15 protein-coding genes are annotated in these 18,420 nt (G+C 50.5%); 8 read left to right on the forward strand and 7 right to left on the reverse strand.

The genetic code is table 11. From position 1 onward, the window contains the following. Positions 1-15 precede the first annotated feature (15 nt). Positions 16-741, forward strand: coding sequence for a phosphate signaling complex protein PhoU (phoU, locus tag ACU8YC_RS20030; protein WP_003023824.1), 726 nt, complete (start codon positions 16-18; stop codon positions 739-741). Between the two features lie 44 nt (positions 742-785). Here phoU and yieH read toward each other — a convergent pair whose 3' ends face one another. Beyond that, complete coding sequence (gene yieH / locus ACU8YC_RS20035) at positions 786-1,451, reverse strand: 6-phosphogluconate phosphatase (protein WP_286542983.1); 666 nt, start codon at positions 1,449-1,451, stop codon at positions 786-788. A 166-nt stretch (positions 1,452-1,617) separates the two neighbouring features. On the opposite strand from yieH, the gene adeP reads away from it, so the two are divergent. The 5 genes from adeP (at position 1,618) to phsC (ending at position 8,578) form a co-directional block, all read left to right on the forward strand. Then, entirely contained in the window at positions 1,618-2,955 is a 1,338-nt protein-coding gene (gene adeP, locus ACU8YC_RS20040; RefSeq protein WP_003840586.1) for an adenine permease AdeP, read from the forward strand. Between the two features lie 305 nt (positions 2,956-3,260). Further along, on the forward strand, positions 3,261-4,967 hold the full coding sequence (locus ACU8YC_RS20045) for an HAL/PAL/TAL family ammonia-lyase (RefSeq protein WP_278238229.1): 1,707 nt from the start codon (positions 3,261-3,263) through the stop codon (positions 4,965-4,967). After that, the gene (locus tag ACU8YC_RS20050) at positions 4,964-6,544 is read left to right on the forward strand and encodes a flavocytochrome c (RefSeq protein ID WP_261990574.1); all 1,581 of its coding nucleotides are present in this window, start codon (positions 4,964-4,966) and stop codon (positions 6,542-6,544) included. Before ACU8YC_RS20045 ends, ACU8YC_RS20050 begins: the two co-directional genes overlap by 4 nt. A 1-nt stretch (position 6,545) precedes the next feature. Then, a complete protein-coding gene (locus ACU8YC_RS20055) occupies positions 6,546-6,962 on the forward strand; it encodes a cytochrome c3 family protein (protein WP_151217164.1) in 417 nt (138 codons plus the stop codon). 8 nt (positions 6,963-6,970) lie between these two features. Further along, positions 6,971-8,578, forward strand: a complete 1,608-nt coding sequence (phsC, locus tag ACU8YC_RS20060) for a thiosulfate reductase cytochrome B subunit (protein ID WP_286542980.1) — start codon at positions 6,971-6,973, stop codon at positions 8,576-8,578. A 42-nt stretch (positions 8,579-8,620) separates the two neighbouring features. On the opposite strand, the gene ACU8YC_RS20065 is transcribed toward phsC, so the two are convergent. From ACU8YC_RS20065 to ACU8YC_RS20085, 5 genes are all read right to left on the reverse strand, one after another. Next, on the reverse strand, positions 8,621-10,021 hold the full coding sequence (locus ACU8YC_RS20065) for a sigma 54-interacting transcriptional regulator (RefSeq protein WP_210905548.1): 1,401 nt from the start codon (positions 10,019-10,021) through the stop codon (positions 8,621-8,623). A 284-nt stretch (positions 10,022-10,305) separates the two neighbouring features. Continuing rightward, positions 10,306-10,872, reverse strand: a complete 567-nt coding sequence (locus tag ACU8YC_RS20070; protein WP_446895676.1) for an NADPH-dependent FMN reductase — start codon at positions 10,870-10,872, stop codon at positions 10,306-10,308. A 30-nt stretch (positions 10,873-10,902) separates the two neighbouring features. Beyond that, positions 10,903-11,649: a 4'-phosphopantetheinyl transferase family protein gene (locus ACU8YC_RS20075; RefSeq protein ID WP_151217156.1), complete on the reverse strand. Its 747-nt coding sequence runs from the start codon at positions 11,647-11,649 to the stop codon at positions 10,903-10,905. Between the two features lie 165 nt (positions 11,650-11,814). Further along, the gene (gene yidZ / locus ACU8YC_RS20080) at positions 11,815-12,774 is read right to left on the reverse strand and encodes an HTH-type transcriptional regulator YidZ (RefSeq protein WP_414438285.1); all 960 of its coding nucleotides are present in this window, start codon (positions 12,772-12,774) and stop codon (positions 11,815-11,817) included. Further along, positions 12,743-13,924, reverse strand: a complete 1,182-nt coding sequence (locus ACU8YC_RS20085; protein ID WP_210905549.1) for an MFS transporter — start codon at positions 13,922-13,924, stop codon at positions 12,743-12,745. Before ACU8YC_RS20085 ends, yidZ begins: the two co-directional genes overlap by 32 nt. Before the next feature lie 185 nt (positions 13,925-14,109). Here ACU8YC_RS20085 and ACU8YC_RS20090 point away from each other — a divergent pair, with 185 nt between their 5' ends. Beyond that, entirely contained in the window at positions 14,110-16,158 is a 2,049-nt protein-coding gene (locus tag ACU8YC_RS20090; RefSeq protein ID WP_252838604.1) for a lipase family protein, read from the forward strand. A gap of 169 nt (positions 16,159-16,327) precedes the next feature. After that, complete coding sequence (locus ACU8YC_RS20095; RefSeq protein ID WP_247605087.1) at positions 16,328-16,909, forward strand: hypothetical protein; 582 nt, start codon at positions 16,328-16,330, stop codon at positions 16,907-16,909. 68 nt (positions 16,910-16,977) lie between these two features. Here ACU8YC_RS20095 and mnmE read toward each other — a convergent pair whose 3' ends face one another. Next, positions 16,978-18,342 carry a tRNA uridine-5-carboxymethylaminomethyl(34) synthesis GTPase MnmE gene (gene mnmE, locus ACU8YC_RS20100; RefSeq protein ID WP_032945460.1) on the reverse strand — a complete coding sequence of 455 codons (1,365 nt, stop codon included), beginning with the start codon at positions 18,340-18,342 and terminating at the stop codon, positions 16,978-16,980. Positions 18,343-18,420 lie beyond the last annotated feature (78 nt).

Below are 18,420 nucleotides of genomic sequence, written 5' to 3' on the forward strand. Positions count from 1 at the left end.
GCATCTGGAGAAATGATGGACAATTTAAACCTTAATAAACATATTTCCGGCCAGTTCAATGCAGAGCTGGAAAGCATCCGTACCCAGGTGATGACCATGGGGGGCATGGTAGAGCAGCAGCTTTCTGATGCGATTACCGCCATGCACAATCAGGATAGCGAGCTGGCGAAGCGCGTCATTGAAGGCGATAAGAACGTCAATATGATGGAAGTGGCGATCGACGAAGCCTGTGTGCGCATCATCGCCAAGCGTCAACCTACCGCCAGCGACCTGCGTCTGGTGATGGCGATTATCAAAACCATTGCCGAGCTGGAACGTATTGGCGACGTTGCCGACAAAATTTGCCGCACCGCGCTGGAGAAGTTTTCGCAACAGCATCAGCCGTTGCTGGTAAGCCTGGAGTCGCTGGGCCGTCACACCGTACAAATGCTGCATGACGTGCTGGATGCGTTTGCGCGTATGGATCTCGACGAAGCGGTACGTATTTATCGCGAAGATAAGAAAGTCGACCAGGAGTATGAAGGCATCGTGCGTCAGCTGATGACCTACATGATGGAAGACCCGCGTACCATTCCAAGCGTACTGACCGCACTGTTCTGCGCACGTTCAATCGAGCGTATCGGTGACCGCTGCCAGAATATCTGCGAATACATCTTCTATTTCGTGAAGGGACAAGACTTCCGTCACGTGGGCGGAGATGAGCTTGATAAACTGCTGGCGGGCAAAGACCCGAAAGAGTGATGTTTGTGGCGGGTGGCGTTAACGCTTACCCGCCCTATCTCAACTTAACGCGTAATATTCCAACCCCGCGCTTTCCACAATTCCGGCAACTGCGCCAGATCGGTAAAGGTCGTGACTTTTGGGTTTTCGATCGGTTTGTTATGCGGATCGGCACAGAAGTAGAACACTTCCATCCCCGCGGCAATTCCCGCCTGCGCGCCTGCGCTGGAATCATCAATCAGAATGCAGTTCTCAACGTTAACATCCATTGCTTTTGCCGCATGGAACATCAGGGCCGGATCGGGCTTCCAGCGTTGGATATCGTAGCCGCTGAACAGTAAATCAGGAAAATGGTGCAACATGCCCAGCTTACCCAGCGAATGCTGCATTTTGCTGACCGGACCGTTTGATACTACGCACATCGGTACTGTCATGCAGTCCAGCAGAGCATTTGCCCCAGCGATAACCTCCAGTTCCGAGTCGAACAGGCGCGCGACCTCAGCGCGATAAACGGGCTCTAAATTGGCTTTCTCCAGCGTAACGCCGTGCTCTTCGTTGATGATATCGATGATTTCGTAGAGTTTTACGCCTTTAAAGCGTTTGAACACCTCTTCGAGATCGAGTTTGATACCGAACTCCTGGAACATGGCGACATACGCGCGGGAACAGATCACTTCACTGTCGACCAGCGTACCGTCGCAGTCAAAAAATACCGCTTCTATCTGGGACATGCCTTCCTCTTATCGCTAGTTTAACGTTTACGTCATGCTTATTTACGCCACGCAATCGTTGCCGTATAAGCAAAATCAATGAAAAAAGTTGCTCATAACCCAACCCTATTGTCGCATTTTGGTATAGGATAGCGACGAATTTTCCCTCCTTGTTCGGAAATTGATAATGAGTCAACAACACACAACCCAGGCTTCTGGCCAGGGGATGCTGGAACGCGTGTTCAAACTGCGCGAACATGGCACAACGGCACGGACCGAAGTGATCGCCGGTTTAACCACTTTCCTGACGATGGTGTATATCGTTTTTGTTAACCCGCAAATTCTTGGCGTGGCTGGCATGGATACCAGCGCCGTCTTTGTTACCACCTGCCTTATTGCTGCATTTGGTAGCATCCTGATGGGGCTTTTTGCCAACCTGCCGGTCGCACTTGCGCCTGCTATGGGCCTGAACGCATTCTTTGCCTTCGTGGTCGTTGGCGCGATGGGCCTGTCATGGCAGATCGGTATGGGTGCAATCTTCTGGGGTGCGGTAGGTTTGCTGCTACTGACAATTTTCCGCGTACGTTACTGGATGATTGCCAACATCCCGGTTAGCCTGCGCGTGGGGATCACCAGCGGTATCGGTCTGTTCATCGGTATGATGGGGCTAAAAAACGCCGGCGTTATCGTCGCCAACAAAGACACGCTGGTGTCGATTGGCAACCTGACGTCCCACAGCGTGCTGCTCGGTATTTTGGGCTTTTTTATCATTGCGATTCTGGCGTCACGTAACATTCACGCAGCAGTACTGATTTCTATCATTGTGACCACGCTGCTGGGCTGGATGCTGGGTGATGTCCATTACAACGGGATCGTCTCCGCGCCGCCGAGCGTGATGTCGGTTATCGGGCATGTTGACCTGGCCGGTTCGTTTAACATTGGCCTTGCAGGCGTGATTTTCTCGTTCATGCTGGTTAACTTGTTTGACTCCTCCGGTACGCTGATTGGCGTGACGGATAAAGCCGGCCTGGCAGACGCGAAGGGCAAGTTCCCACGCATGAAGCAGGCGCTGTATGTGGATAGCGTGTCCTCTGTTACCGGCGCGTTTATTGGTACCTCTTCCGTTACTGCCTATATTGAATCCTCTTCCGGGGTGTCGGTTGGTGGCCGTACCGGCCTGACTGCAGTCGTCGTTGGCCTGCTGTTCCTGCTGGTTATCTTCCTGTCGCCGCTGGCGGGAATGGTGCCGGGATATGCCGCCGCCGGTGCGCTGATTTACGTTGGTGTCCTGATGACATCAAGCCTGTCGCGCGTGAAGTGGGAAGACCTGACCGAAGCGGTTCCGGCGTTTATTACCGCCGTGATGATGCCGTTTAGCTTCTCGATCACCGAAGGTATCGCACTGGGCTTTATTTCCTACTGTGTGATGAAAATCGGTACTGGACGTTTCCGCGATCTCAGCCCGTGCGTCATTGTTGTTGCGCTGCTGTTTGTACTGAAGATTGTGTTTATCGACGCGCATTAATGTAGAACATGCTTCGGCTTTGTTATCAAGGCTGAAGCATTTCCTGTCTGATTGTCTTTTATTCCTGCCCCAAAATATCAAGCCTGAAAATTATCTCTCTGCGGACAAATCATCTTTGTAATTTATGCCCGTGTTTTAGCGAGTTGTGGTTTCTTCTGGTGAATTATCTGTTAACAGATTGAAATGTTTTTACTTTGGTTTTTTTGAAATATCAAAAATAGCCTTAGTAAATGCAGGGGCTATTTCAACTTTCGCACAGGCATTTTTCGTTACTGTTTCTTATCTCTATTAAAAGGAGTTTAGAAATGAAGAAGACTGTCATTGCGACGTTCTGTATCTCTCTGTTTTTTCCGCTATTCGCAAGCGCTACCACCAGCGTGACGCTGGATGGTCATTCATTAACACTGGATGATGCCTGGGCCATTGCTCAGGGGGAAAAACAGGTTGAGATCGCTGCCACTGCGATGGATCGCGTCGATAAAGCCAATAAACTTTTAATGATTGCTGCCGGAAAAGGCGTTCCCGTTTACGGACTGACAGTAGGAGTGGGACTCAATAAAGACAAATCTTTGTTTGATGCGCATGGAAAACTGACTCCGGAGGTTATTCAGGCCTCTCGTGAGTTTAATATCAACGCGCTGCATGCGCATGCGGCGGGCGTTGGTCCAGACATGCCGGATGAACTGGTGCGTCTGGCTATGGTGATTCGCCTGAATACGATGTTAACGGGAAATACCGGCGCCCAACCGCAGGTTGCCAAAATGTATCAGCAGTTTCTCAATAAGCACATTACCCCCGTCGTGCCCTCACGGGGCTCTGTGGGTGAAGCTGATATCACGCTTGCCTCTCATATCGGCGATGTGATGATTGGTGAATGGCGCGTTCGCGTGAAAGGTGTCGAGATGGATTCGGCAAAAGCGCTGAAACAGGCGGGTATTGATAAGCTGGAACCACTCGGCAAAGATGCGCTGTCGATTCTTTCTTCCAATGCAGTATCAACGGCTTATTCTGCGCAGGCTCTGCTGGAGTCCAGACAGATTATTAACGTCACCCCGGCGGTGTTCGGTTTATCACTGGAAGCGCTGAATGGTAACGTTGCGCCATTCCTGTACCAGAGTTTAAGCGTTAGACCTTTCCCTGGCATTCAGGATACTGCCGAAGCGATTCGAACTGCGCTTACGGGTTCTTATCTCTGGCAACATCAGGATGGACGTCCTTTGCAGGACCCGCTCTCTTTCCGTACGACGGTATTTGTGCTTAATGAAGCGCGTCGCGAATGGAATGAAGCCTGGCAAATGCTGGAAATCCAGATGAACAGCTCGGACGACAATCCCGCAGTAATCGTGAATGCCGATCGTTCTTTGGCGGAAAATAGCCAGGTTGAGCAGTATTTCGTGAGCGCAAAAGAGGCCAATGGCGAAACCCTCAGCGGCGCGATTTTCCCGACCTCTAATTTTGAACCGCTGCCTCTGGCGCTGGCGATTCAGAATCTGTCTTTGGCGATGGGACATCTGGCGCATAACAGCGTGCAGCGCACTTTGCATTTATCTGACGATCATTTTACCGGACTGAGTCGTTTCCTCGCTTCCGACACCAATCAGCAGGGACATGCCTTCGGCGCTATTCAGAAGCCACAGGTTGCGTTACTGGCGGATATTCGCGACCTGGTTAACCCGGTATCACTGGATGGGCAACCGATGGCGGGAACGATTGAAGATACCTACACCAACAATCTCCGGGCGTCCAAGCGATTGAGTCAAATCGCGGATGATATGCGCAGTATTTATGGTCTGGAACTGTTGCACGCCAGTCAGGCTGTCGATCTACGGAAACAGAAAAATCCTGACCTGAAGTTGGGTGAGATGACCGGCAAACTCTTTGCCGCCTATCGTGAAAAAGTACCGTTTGTTGTGCAGGATAGGATTTTTACTGACAACATTGCTGATTCATCCGCGTTAGTTGCATCGTTTCCTTCCGGTTCCCTGGTCAGTACGCAAGCAGGGAGCAAATGACGACAATGAAAAAAACCGTTAATGCGTCGCGGCGAGCCTTTTTGACGAAAAGTACCCTCCTGGCGACCGGCGGCGCACTTACGGCGCTGACTGGAAAGGCGCTGGCGCAGGATAACTGTGCCCCGGCTTCGTCGGTTCGTTACCATAAAGTCTATGATGTGATCGTTGTCGGAAGCGGCTTTGCCGGACTGGCTGCTGCACTTGAAGCCGCTCAGGCTGGCCGCAGCGTGCTGGTGATTGAAAAGATGCCCGTTTTTGGTGGCAACTCAGCGATTAACGGCGGTGCGGTTGCCGTAGCCGGATCGCCTGCGCAGAAAAAAGAAGGGATCGTCGATTCACCAGAGTTGATGTTTAAGGACATGCTGAAAGCTGGGCGTGGGCTAAATGATAAAGACCAGTTGAAGATTCTCGTTAACAACACGACCGCTGCATATGAGTTTACCCTACAACACGGTGTAAAATATAAACCGTTCGTACAGCATTTTGGCGGTCACTCTGTCCCTCGTACGTTGCAAACGGTAGAGAGTTCCGGGGCGGGGATCACTCGGCCGCTAAAAGAGTCCGCCATGAAAATGGGCGTTATTTTTCGCGCCCAATGCAAGCTGGAATCTTTTCTGCAAAATTCGCAAGGACGTGTTATCGGTCTGACGGTACGTGACGGCTATCGTTTTCCGGATGAACAGAGCGGCAAGATAAGGCATTACGGCGCGCGTTACGGCGTGGTGATGTGTTCTGGCGGTTTTTCCAATGATCTGCGTTTTCGTAAAATGCAAAACCCCATGCTGGATGAGCGTGTCGATTCCACCAACCACCCTGGTGCTACGTCGGAATGTCTGGTGCAAATGCTACGTATTGGCGCAACGCCGGTGCAGCTTGATCTTATCCAGCTAGGCCCCTGGTCTTCGCCAGACGAACGCGGATTTGGCTACGTTTCGCAGTTCAATACCATCTCAGGTTTTCCTAACGGAATTATGGTTAACCCTCGTTCTGGTCATCGCTTCACAAATGAGCTTGCTGATCGTAAAGAGCGTGAAGAGGGGATTCTGGCGCAGGTGGATGAGAAAGGGGATCCACTTTATCCCATCTGCTTCACCACGCTTGAAGGTGCGAAACTGGCTCAAAGTCTGAAGCATGCCTTGCATTATGGTGTCGCCTGGCAGTTTGACTCACTGGATCAGTTGGCGGCGCATTTCGGCATACCTTTCGACGTCCTGCAAGAAGAGGTGGAGGCCTACAATGCGGCCGTTGCGCGCAAAGGTGGCGATCGCATGAAAAAAGATGTGAGTCGTGCGGTTCCGTTAGACAAAGGGCCATTTGTTGCCGTACGCGTATGGCCTAAAGTGCACTATGTCATGGGTGGTGTGCAGATCAGTATGCGCACAGAGGTACTCAACGCGGCTGATAGCAAACCCATCCCCGGTCTGTACGCTGCCGGAGAAGCGACAGCAGGTTCGCATGGTGGAAGTCGTCTGGGGAGCTGCGCCGTTGCGGATTGCCTGGTTTTTGGCCGAATTGCGGGGCTTAGCGTTGCCTCAGCAACTGCTGCGGATGAAGCCTTTGACGTTGAGGGAATTTAATATGGCAAAATTATGGATAGCCCTGCTGTTGCTGTGTATTGGTGGTTTTTCCCAGGTCATCGCTGCGACTGACGACGAAGCTGCTTTTCATCAGCAACTGAATACAATGAACGTCAAGCCTTATCACCATTCACTGGAGTCCACCGGACGCAATACGTCATGTCAGTTATGTCACGGTTCCAGCACGCCCGTCGCGGCGCCGAATGATAAGTCCTGCCTGAGTTGCCACGGTTCGCGCGACCAGATTGCTGAGTTAACGCAACCCAATCCGCATGACAAGAATGCTGAGCCCAACCCGCATGATTCAATGCACTACGGCAAAGATGTTCCTTGTACCGCTTGTCATAACGAACATAAACCCTCGGTAATTTATTGTAATAATTGCCATCTCTTTAAATACCCGGATATGAAGCCATGAGGGACATCATGCGCGGATTATTAACAAGAGGGCTATTCTTTCTGCTGGTGGGATGGATACCCCTGTCGGGATATTGTGCGCCAGTGCCGGCAGCGCAGCTCAATCAACCTTGTCTGGCATGCCACGCTGATGGCGATATTCAGGGGATCTCGACGGACAAAGTGCAGGCGAATTTAGTTGTCTCTGCCGATAAATATCACGACAGCGTGCATGGTGAAGTGCCGTGTATCGCCTGCCATCAGAGTCAACCCGGAAGCGAGGGATTTTCTGTCACCCCGCATGTTCTGAAGCCGGGCGACGACCAAAACTGCGAAAGTTGTCATGGTGTGGCCATGCGCGATACGGTGCATGCCGTACAGCAGAGTGTCCACAGTGAAAAGATAGCCAAAGGACTCTTCTCTTGTACCTCATGCCATAACGCGCACACCATGACGGCGGGAGAACTAAACCATCCGGGTAAACAACGGGTTGCCGACGACAATTTGATGTGCACGAATTGTCATTCGCGGGCGGGAGTCTTTACACAGCTGTCTGGTGGGAAAAGATCTACATCTCAGGATATGGCGCACTCTGCGTTGCCTTATGCTTCTGAACATCTCAACAGTTTACGTTGCATCGACTGCCATGCCGATGCTGCGGATACCACTTTGCATCGTATTCTGCCTGCTTCAAAAGCCATCAGCTGTGTACAGTGTCATGGCGATGGAACGCTGCTAACCGCTCGGCGAAAAACGTTCGCGCCTGATGAAAATGCCATGGCAGGTAGCTTGTTAGGGAAAGGATTATTTGATGATGTCTCTCTTAGAGAAAAACTGACGGCGGTGGCGCCTCCTGTTCCCGCTGTTCGTCAGATAGATGGTGTGTTATTTACCGATACCTACATGATTGGTAATAACGGCAGCGGTCAGGCCGATCGCTTCATTGCCTGGGCGCTGGGCGGCTTCGTAGTGTTGCTACTCTGTCATGGTTTGGGGCGGCTAATCATGTCGCGTCGCAAGGCAGATATGCCGCTGGAGAAAAGTTACCTCTACACGCTGCCTGTTCGCTGCTGGCACTGGCTGAACGCACTCTGTTTTGCCGTGCTAATTATCAGCGGCTGTGCCTTGCACTGGGTGAGTGCGCGATTCTCGCTGTGGGTTGATGTACACAATATTGCAGGGGTATCGCTGTGTGTTATATGGCTGGGTTTTATCCTGGTGGCGATGTGCGGCAACGGGCATCATTATCAGGTGCGCTGGCAGGGTATTACGGGGCGACTTATCCGTCAGACTCGTTACTACCTGTATGGCATTTTCCGGGGTGAACCTCACCCGGAACATGCGTCGCCAGCGGCTAAATTCAATATTCTCCAGCAACTGGGCTATATTGGCGTGATGTTCCTGTTATTGCCGCTGCTCATTGTGACCGGATTACTGATGATGTACCCCGGTTATACGCCAGAAACCCTGTTTGCGTTACCGGGTAAGCAGGTTGTGGCCTGGCTCCATTACGCTTTGGCTGTCGTGATGGTGGCATTTATCATCGTGCATCTCTATTTATGTAGTACGGGGGATACGCCGGGGGCACTGATTAAAGGTATGCTCGACGGTTTCCATCGCGCCAGAAAACAAAAATAAAGGCTGCTCCCCTTTTCCTGAAGAGGGAAAGGGGACGTCAGATTATTTTTCTTTCACCACAATGCCCAGTTTTTTTATTTTGCTGTATAGCGTGTTGCTGTTAACCCCAAGTAACTCTGCTGCACCGCCTTTACCTGATATTTTCCCCTGACTTTGTTGTAACGCCATTTGGATATGTTGGCGCATTGCGTCATCAAGCGGAGGGATGGCTATCGCATTTCTCTCCTTTGGTAGGACAATGTGTAACTCATTGCCCGTGCAACGGAAAAACGCATTTTCTAATAATCCTATCAATTCCGTAATGTTGCCCGGCCAGTGATACTTCAATAATAAGCGTAGTGAATCATCACCCAGAACAGGTAAAGAAGTGCGTTTATACTGGCTTGATAGCTTCCTCAGGTAATAGGTCAGCAGCAGAGGAATATCATCATAGCGATGCCGCAAAGGTGGCAATGTAACGACCTGACAAAGGGTGTTTGCATAATGTTGGTTTGTCAGACAGTGAGTGGATATATCGTGATGAAGTGTGTTTTTTACCATTGAAAATGGAAGTGTTTGTATGGCAATAATCTGTAGCTGGCAATACTCACTGTAATTTGAGTGCAGCGCCAGTAAAAACGTTTGCCAACGATCCGGAAAAGAATTTATTTCTTTTATCAGTAAAGATCCCTGATGCAAGATCAAAAATGAAGCTATGTTAGGTGGTTTGTTGAAATCAATAGTTATTGTGCGGTTCAGTACACCATTTTTCATGACGATCAACTGCCCCTGAGGATTAATCAATCCATAATAACCACTGCGCTTTGAACGTTGTTGCTGAAGCTCGGAAGCGAGTGAGTTTTTTCCAACCCCTTTCTCTCCCAGTAATAAAACAGGCAGTTCACTGTTTGCCAGCTTATTCAATGAATGATACAACTGAAACAGAGGAAGATTAGTTTGACTGACGACAAATTTTTCACTCTCTTCTGTGGCATATAGCTCGGGAATAGCAGGAGGCGTATTATTTAATAAAAGATTATGTCGGGAAAGGGCAATAAAGGCCAGTAAAGAGAGCTCTCCCCGTACTGATTCGAATAATTCAGCATGTTGAGGTGTAAAAGCATTAGCTCGGTGACTAAATATACCCATCGCGCCAAGCCGTAGACCATCCAGGTGCATACGCATCAGGATTAGAGATTTGATATTACGAAAGCAGGTATTAACGACATATTCAGTCAGCGGACATTGGCTCAGAGTATCGATCACTTGGGTAGAGAAGTTATCTGAGTGATTGAATCGCTTGGCTATATTTTCAGGAATCGGGATGATATCCCGTTTCAGTCGCGCTGTTTTGTGCGTCGCTAATGCTAAAAACTGGATACAGCGAATATCACTTCGATAATAGTTAAAGAAAATACCATCACAAACAATTGAATCAGGTATCGACTGTAGGCAGGCATACATGGATTTCTCCAGTTGTGTACTGCTACATAATGCGGTCCTTAGATGTGAAAATGTCCTGTCCATGGTATATCCATTGTTCACGGTAGACAAAATGTCGGAAAAATATTAGATATATTTATTGATTTTATTGCAACAGCCATGATGGTAACACTATGGCACAATAATGAAGGGGAAAAAACAGACAACAGTGATTTATAGACAGATTTACGCAAATAAAATAAGAAAATAATCCAGATGCATAAGCGCTTACTGGATTATTTAAGAGTAGTTGGCAAGTTTTGTTATCAGGCTTTTACACGCTGAATGTAGTCGCCAAATGCGGTCAACTGGCCGGTCAGGTGGTCCAGCGTGCTTTGATCGATCACTTCACCTGTTTGCGGGTCCACTTTATTCTGAATCACGCCACCCATAAATTCCGGCTTGTTCATTACCATCGCGTCGAGGAACACCAGGATTTGACGCAGATGATACTGGCAGCGCGCGCCGCCAATAGCGCCCATGGAGCTGGTCTGGATCAGCACCGGCTTGCCGGCTAATGGCTGATCGGGCAGGCGGGACAGCCAGTCGATGGCATTCTTCAGCCCTCCAGGGACAGAATAGTTATATTCTGGTGTGACGATGACGACACCGTCAGCTTTCCTGATTTGCTCTGTCAGCGCTTCTACACTGGCCGGAAAACCTTCATCTTGCTGGAGATCGGCATCATACAGTGGGATATCACCAATCGACGGCAGTGCGTTCACTTCCATTCCCGCTGGAGCAATCTTGGGCAGCGTACGGGCAACCATTCCATTAAACGAACCTTTGCGCAGACTTCCCAGTAACGTAACAACATTCATTGTTTCAGACATGGTGACTCCTGTTTCATCATAAAGGTTAAATCAAAGCGTATGGCTCTTCGCTGCGCATAATTGCGAGAACCGGATCAGACGACCCGTTGGCTCATTGGCGCGAGTCTGGATATCAGGCAAACTTTTCCAGTCCTGCTTACCATCAAACTCCCAAACCTTGAGTTTTTCAATGGCTGGCGAAACCGCAACCGACCACACCAGCACATCTTCCGCGTCGCAAATGGCTTCAATCTGCGCAACATGGGCACATTTCAGGCGTCCAGCGCCGGGTAAAAGCTGGAGTTCGCGCGGATCGTCATTGCATACATCGCCAGTGAGTTTGAGTACGCTCTGGCGCAATGTAATGAGCTGCGCGCGCGCTTCGTTAGGATCGTTTTGATTGTTTATCCACAGATTCTCGTTGTTGGAAAAGCGCCAGGTTTCCGCTGAATTCGGATTGTGAAAGCCGCGAGTCGCCCGCTGAAGCTCCATATCCAGGCCGCATATTCCTTCCGTGGTTAGCGCAACGCCGACGATATTGCCGGCATAAGAAATCGAAAATCCCGGCAGGTTCTTATCGCGAAAAACGGGCTTTCCTTTGGAGTGAGTAGCAATCTCGGGCAGCGTACTGGTGCCGTAAAGCATAAACATCAGTTCAGCGAGAAGACTTCGGGAAGCCAGGAAACGTGTCCGGCGATGAGCAGGTAGATCTCTTGCTTCGATATGACATGGAGAAGGGAGGCGAGCTGATACTAGGTGTCCCTCCGTAAGAATCCCTCTGGCAAAATGTGTCGCCATTTTCGCTCCGTGATTAATGGTCCGTGATTATCACCAGAGTAACATTTACGCGGCTTTCGGGCAGGCTTTACTGCCTAAAAAGTAGTCGAAAATGGGATTCATTACGCGATATTTACATTTCTGTTGCAAAAGTGGTCGATACAGCAACATCGTAGCGGCGGATCGTCAGGACATATCGCGATAAAGCGCCTTGATCGTGTCTTTCAACCAGACGATCTTAGGATTATGACTGTTACGTTTATGCCAAAGAAGAGTGAACGGTACGCGCATTTTTTCCAGTTGTGCGGCATCAAATGGCATCGGTCGCGCCACGAGCGGGAGCTGGTAGAGTTGGTTATAACGTCGGCAATAGACCGGGGCTGTAGCTATCAGCGCGTGATCTGGCTGCGCGGCCATAAACAGCGACTGCTCAAAACCGGGCAGACATAACGCGATATTACGCTCACGCCCCATTTCTTGCAGGACTTCATCCAGCGCCCAGGTATCGCTTTGCTCCCAGCTAATGCTGATGTGCGGATAGCGCAGAAATGTGTCCAGATTCCACTCTTCTTGCAATGCCGGATGATCTTCACGCAGCCAGACGCAGGGGAGATCGGAAAACAGGACTTCATGGTCGATCGACAACGGCAGCAAACTTAACAGCTCACGCGAACGCGGATGGCTTTCGCGCCCGGTAAAGCCAATATCCACCTCGCCGCGAATGATTGCATCCAGCGAATCATAGTCCCAGTTGCGTATTTTAATCGTCGCCTGAGGATAACGCTGATAAATCTGCCGGGAGAGCGCATTGAACATGATCATCACCAGCGGCGTTTCGGCTACCAATTCAAACTTCAGCCCGCGCGGCGATTCATGGTGTGGCTTATCCAACAGTTGGTTGCCCATTTGCATCCATTCCGCCAGGTTCTGCTCCATGCTGACCATCAGCGGCGTTGGCGTTAACCCAAGGGGGGTGTTCACAAACAGCGGATCGTCAAACCAGGTTCGCAGCTTCGACAACGACTTGCTGACCGCCGACGGCGTGACGTTCATTCGTTTGGCGGTTTTGGTGACGCTGCGCTCCTGCATCAGGAGCTGCAGGCAGAGCAATAAATTAAGATCGAGACTGCTGAGGGATTTCTTCATGAGTGAGCGCGGACCGGTTTGGGGCAACAGTGATAATCAGCATGATACTCACTATGCTACAGCCAATCAGAATCCCGATCAGCATATTCAGCGCATCAAGGCCGAGCACCGCTGCCAGCCAAATCCACAGCGAGGAACCGCAAACCTGAGCTATGCCTAACGCCGAGCTTGCCACCCCCGCACGCAGCGAGAACGGCCCCAGCGCCTGGCTCATGGCGACGCCGAAGCCGACCGAGAACCCGGCGCAGATTAAGGTTAACCCGAACAACGTTACCGCGTGTGAAGTAGCAAGGATTAACACCACGCCTGCACACAGAAACAGCACCTGCGAGGTCAGCATCAGAACGCGAGGCTTAAACACGCTCAGGGCGAATGGTGTAGAGAAAGAGACCGCCATACTGACGCCTGCAGTCATGGCCATCGTAGTGGCGTACTCACCGCGGTCGAAGCCCATCACTTCCATCAGCAGAACAGGAGACGTATTCACAAAGGTCAGGATCACCGACACGCTGAGGGTGGTAATGGCCAGACGGCTCAGGAAAAAACGGTTCACCAGCGATTCAGCGCAGTGGTTCTTTTCTGCAGATGCCGGGAGCGTCGCTGGGCGCGATTCTCGCAGGACAAACACCGACAGCAGACAAACGACTACTCCCATGCCGATCATCGTGTAGAACAGGCTCTGCCACGGGTATTTCAGCATAATCAAATGCCCCATCACCGGCGCCAGCACCGGCACGATGCAGGTGATACCGTTTAACAGCGACAGCACCTTCGCCCGGCGGCGATCGTCGAGCGTATCGCGCAGAATGGCGAAAGCCACCACATAGCAGCAGCCTGCGCCTACACCCTGAATAAAGCGGCCAACAAGAAACGGCGTACCGCTCTCGGCGAACGAACATAGCGAGGAGGCGACAATAAAAATGAGAGCACCCGCAATGGCGACGGGTTTGCGTCCTGACTGGTCGGCAATTTTACCGGCGAACAGCATCGCCGTTGCCATTCCCGCCAGATATACCGAAAACGCGATATGCAGTTGCGCCTCGCTGGCTTGTAGATCGGCCGCAATACGGGGCAGCCCCACCAGATACATATCAATTCCAGCGGGATAAAGCAGAACCAGGGCAAAACTGCAGATTAGAAAGCGTGTCATAGCGACCTCATGAGGAAAGTGGCGCTAAGAATACGGGGAGAGGGTTGTCTGTGCGAGTTGCCATTTGGACAACCGTGATTTCCTGAGAAGAAATCCATTGTTGATTCGGAATGTATTTATATTGGTTAAGAAATGTACGAGATAAGATGAGTTAAAAATAGCAATACAAAATGCAAGGGATTGACATGGAAATTATTGGTGATAATACCTGCGTTACGAGTATAAAACCGAAAGGAAAAATCGTTTATTGCCGTGGTGAGCCGCATAAATACTGGCTTGAACTGCAGTTTGTCGATGAGAATAACATTCCTGTATGCGGGCTTAATGTCAGGCTGGAATATCGTCCGCTGACATCATCAGTATGGCATCAGCGTGAAAATAGCTACAACTCAACACCTCCTCCCAACCCTCCAGCGGGCGTTACCGACAATCAAGGATTGGTCCGGTTTGATGATCTTTACTGGATAACTGTAGATGTTAAGACGGATGGGCAGCAACTGGCTGATGTGATGACACTGCGGCCACTGGGTGTCAGACGTAATCCTAACAGCCAGCCAGAGAGTAAAAATATGTTCTGGTCGGGCATCCGTGACAATATCTGGCGCTCAAATGCACAGGAAAAAACAGAAGCGGCTAATCATGTGTATCACTATGTCACTATCGGGGAGTTATGCGACCGCCTACCGTTGATTGAAGGTTGGGATGAACCGGAGCCTCCGGAATTTCATTTCCCACCGAATCGCTCCCTGAGGGGGACGGAGATCCCCTGTGAACTGCTGGAAAAAAGACACGTTATTGAAATCTGTCCATTTCGGGCATGGGTATTGGCGCTGCACGACACAAAAAACTATGACCTCGCCAACGCACTGAATCTCGGCATTATGGCTGACTTGGTTTATGCGGCAGAAAAAGATAATAAAACTATCAACTATTTCTTCCGGAATAAGTGTCAGGATCTATCATGCATTCCTCTGTTTGCTGAATTTCCTTCCTGGTACCACACGCTGGCGGTCGATGTCCCTTTTCATGACCGCTATCTCCCACCAGTGTATCTGAGCACGAAAGATAGTGAGCAACCGGAGGGGGACACCCGGCTCTTTACGGTGGAATGTGGCACGCATGTGCTGGTTGCATGGTGCGGGACTGATAGTCTGTTGAATGTGCTAACTGATTTATCATTTGCACCAAAGCGTTGTTTGCCGGAACTGGCTGGGGCGGGAAATGTTCATGGGGGATTTCTGGAGGCTTATGAGCTGGCTAAACGGAAATTTAAGGAACAGTTAGATTCTGTTAAGGCAATTTTAGATAAAGAGAAAAAACTTTTTATCTGCGGACATAGCTTAGGCGGTGCGTTAGCATTGCTATATGCCGCAGAGATGAAAACCAATCAGCCTATACTGTATACCTACGGAATGCTGCGTACATTTACCCGTGCGGCAATATCTTTTTTGGGTAGCATTACCCATTACCGGCACGTCAACGACAATGACTCAATCACGCAAATCCCTCCGGATGCCGATCTGGATAATGCGTTTTATGAGAAATGGGGACCATTAGGGGATAAGCTGGGGTTTGACTGGTCACTGACGACGACTGCCGGTCTTGGGGGCGCTGTGCGGGATCTAGCGTATCAATCTGTGGGGCTTGTAGAGAAAAAAGATCCATACTGGCATCACGGTAAAACGGTGATTTTTTTCCGGGCAGAGCAGTGTTCAATGCGGGTTGCCAGCCAGAACCACAAAAGCCTTCTCGACGGACAGATCTACACACGCCATTTTGTGGGCGTAAAACTATATCTGGTTCCTTCTCTGAATGATGAATGTCTGAAATCTAGCGGTGAGCATCAGGAAACGTTCTTCCAGTGTCTCACTCCGCTCAGTCTGACAAAGACCTTTCCAAAAAATACCAATCCGACTCTGAACGGTTTAGGTACGGATCCGCAAAGTCATTCGATGGCGCACCGCTATTTGCCCTACATCCATAATCAACTGCTTGAACTGGCAAATCCGGAGCTAAAGATGAGAAGAAAAGAGATGCGGATGCGATTTCGCGATGAGGTTGAGAAAAGTGCATCCAGTAACGGGCAGCCGGATGAGATCCAGCGTAACCGTGAATTTCTGATGCTTCAGGATTTACTGCCGATAGCCCTGCAACTCATGGAGTCTGATGAAGTTGGCCGCAATGCCCTGACCCGTTTCGCGGCGGTGACGGAGGAAAGCGTTGAATTATTTTAATAGAATTAACGTCATTGTGTTAACTATCGCACTACTTTGTGGGTGCGGAGATAACACGGATCAGACGCTTTCCCCTCCTGATAATGCCCGACGTGTCAGCGTGTCATTCCGGATGCCTGAGGGCATCACTCTAATGCCGATGCAGGTACTTTACCGCTCTGAAAAGTGTATGGATAAAAGCTATAACTCCAGCTTTGAATCTTACCCTGTGCGGGGATACAACGGTTTTACGCAGCCTTTCGTCCGGCAGGGAATGGGGGGGCTGTGGCAGACCAGTATTGCCATTGATGGTGGTGGGCCGTGCCAGTGGCAGCTAAATTCACTGAGAGTAAGTTTCAGGATTGCGGATAATATTCCGTTGGTGAAAGGAAAAGAAGTCATTGAGACCAGTTATATCTTCGATTTTGGAGATTATGGCCTCAGTGATGGGTATGGGACAGGGAGGGCAAAAGAGGTCAGTGGAGATCTTGATTTAAAAACGGATTTTTTCCCTATGGTGGCAAACCATATTGATAACACAACGAGTTTGAAATTATTTGGTGGAAATACCGGCCCCGAAAAATGGCGAAGACGTTTTCGGCTTAGGGATACTCAAACCATCCTTATTGAGCCAGTCATTCATTTCGATAAAGTTGTTACTTTGACACCTCCAGATGCTCCAGGCAAACTTACGGCAACTTATCCCGATGGCAGTAGTGAAAAGATCCCGCATATTTATCCCAGCTATGAAAAATTGCTGTCGATGAAATGATAATTTATGTAGCTCCCGCCAGAGAACGTGCTGGCGGGATTTTTCATTAACGGCCAATTTCTGAAGAATTACTTACCAATACAGAAGCTGGAGAAAATTCGTCCCAGCAGATCGTCGGAGGTAAATTCCCCGGTGATTTCACTGAGGTTTTGCTGCGCCAGACGTAGCTCCTCCGCCAGCAGTTCTCCGGCCCATGCGCCGAGCAGTTGAGCTTTACCCTGCTCGAGATGCTCCGCCGCTTCAGCCAGCGCTTGCAGGTGACGACGACGCGCAAGGAAGCCGCCTTCCATATTAGTTTCAAAGCCCATGCTCTGTTTGAGATGGTTACGCAACACGTCAACGCCTTCACCAGTACGTGCAGAGAGGCGAACCAGTGAGTGGCCATTTACTTCGCTAAGGCCAAGCGTCTCACCGGTAATATCCGCTTTGTTACGCACCACGGTAATTGGCAGTTTGGCTGGCAGACGGGCAATAAAGTCTGGCCAGATGTCAGCCGGGTCCACGGCGTCGGTGGTGGTTCCATCAACCATAAACAGCACACGGTCGGCTTGTTCGATTTCCTGCCACGCACGTTCGATACCGATGCGTTCAACTTCATCGCTGGCATCGCGCAGGCCCGCAGTGTCGATGATGTGCAGCGGCATACCGTCGATATGAATATGCTCACGCAATACGTCGCGAGTCGTCCCCGCAATGTCGGTCACAATAGCCGCCTCACGGCCTGCCAGCGCGTTCAGCAGGCTCGATTTCCCGGCGTTAGGACGTCCGGCAATCACCACTTTCATCCCTTCGCGCAGCAGGCTGCCCTGACGTGCTTCGGCACGAACAGCATCGAGATCGCTGATAACACTGTTGAGCTGCGCTTCAATCTTGCCGTCAGATAAGAAGTCGATTTCTTCATCCGGGAAGTCGATTGCCGCTTCCACATAGATACGCAGGTGAGTGAGCGCTTCCACAAGATGATTTACCCGTGCGGAAAATGCGCCCTGCAATGAGTTCAGCGCCGAGCGAGCGGCTTGCTCTGAGCTGGCATCGATCAGGTCAGCAATGGCCTCTGCCTGGGCCAGATCGAGCTTATCATTGAGAAACGCGCGCTCGGAGAATTCGCCCGGTCTGGCGATACGCAGCCCGGGAATCGTCAGAATACGTTTGAGCAGCAGATCAAGAATCACTGGACCGCCGTGACCCTGAAGCTCTAAAACGTCTTCACCGGTAAAGGAGTTCGGGCCGGGGAACCACAGGGCAATCCCCTGATCCAGCGCGCTGCCATCCGCGTCTTTAAACGGCAGATAGTCGGCATAACGCGGTTTTGGTAGTTTCCCTAGTACGGTTTCTGCGACCTCGCGCGCCTTCAGGCCGGAGATACGCAGGATACCCACGCCACCACGTCCCGGAGGGGTGGCCTGAGCGACGATGGTGTCGTTATGGCTCATGATAGTTCTCTTATAAATGTAAAAAAGGCGGTCTATTGACCGCCTTCTCTGGCATTAACTTTACCGTGAATACTCGAA

It is taken from the genome of Citrobacter sp. VF227 (assembly GCF_052950715.1).

Coding starts and splice junctions, on each gene's coding strand:
- phoU (WP_003023824.1), top strand. CDS start 16: ATGGACAATTTAAACCTTAATAAACATATTTCCGGCCAGTTCAATGCA.
- yieH (WP_286542983.1), bottom strand. CDS start 1,451: ATGTCCCAGATAGAAGCGGTATTTTTTGACTGCGACGGTACGCTGGTC.
- adeP (WP_003840586.1), top strand. CDS start 1,618: ATGAGTCAACAACACACAACCCAGGCTTCTGGCCAGGGGATGCTGGAA.
- ACU8YC_RS20045 (WP_278238229.1), top strand. CDS start 3,261: ATGAAGAAGACTGTCATTGCGACGTTCTGTATCTCTCTGTTTTTTCCG.
- ACU8YC_RS20050 (WP_261990574.1), top strand. CDS start 4,964: ATGACGACAATGAAAAAAACCGTTAATGCGTCGCGGCGAGCCTTTTTG.
- ACU8YC_RS20055 (WP_151217164.1), top strand. CDS start 6,546: ATGGCAAAATTATGGATAGCCCTGCTGTTGCTGTGTATTGGTGGTTTT.
- phsC (WP_286542980.1), top strand. CDS start 6,971: ATGCGCGGATTATTAACAAGAGGGCTATTCTTTCTGCTGGTGGGATGG.
- ACU8YC_RS20065 (WP_210905548.1), bottom strand. CDS start 10,021: ATGTATGCCTGCCTACAGTCGATACCTGATTCAATTGTTTGTGATGGT.
- ACU8YC_RS20070 (WP_446895676.1), bottom strand. CDS start 10,872: ATGTCTGAAACAATGAATGTTGTTACGTTACTGGGAAGTCTGCGCAAA.
- ACU8YC_RS20075 (WP_151217156.1), bottom strand. CDS start 11,649: ATGGCGACACATTTTGCCAGAGGGATTCTTACGGAGGGACACCTAGTA.
- yidZ (WP_414438285.1), bottom strand. CDS start 12,774: ATGAAGAAATCCCTCAGCAGTCTCGATCTTAATTTATTGCTCTGCCTG.
- ACU8YC_RS20085 (WP_210905549.1), bottom strand. CDS start 13,924: ATGACACGCTTTCTAATCTGCAGTTTTGCCCTGGTTCTGCTTTATCCC.
- ACU8YC_RS20090 (WP_252838604.1), top strand. CDS start 14,110: ATGGAAATTATTGGTGATAATACCTGCGTTACGAGTATAAAACCGAAA.
- ACU8YC_RS20095 (WP_247605087.1), top strand. CDS start 16,328: ATGGATAAAAGCTATAACTCCAGCTTTGAATCTTACCCTGTGCGGGGA.
- mnmE (WP_032945460.1), bottom strand. CDS start 18,342: ATGAGCCATAACGACACCATCGTCGCTCAGGCCACCCCTCCGGGACGT.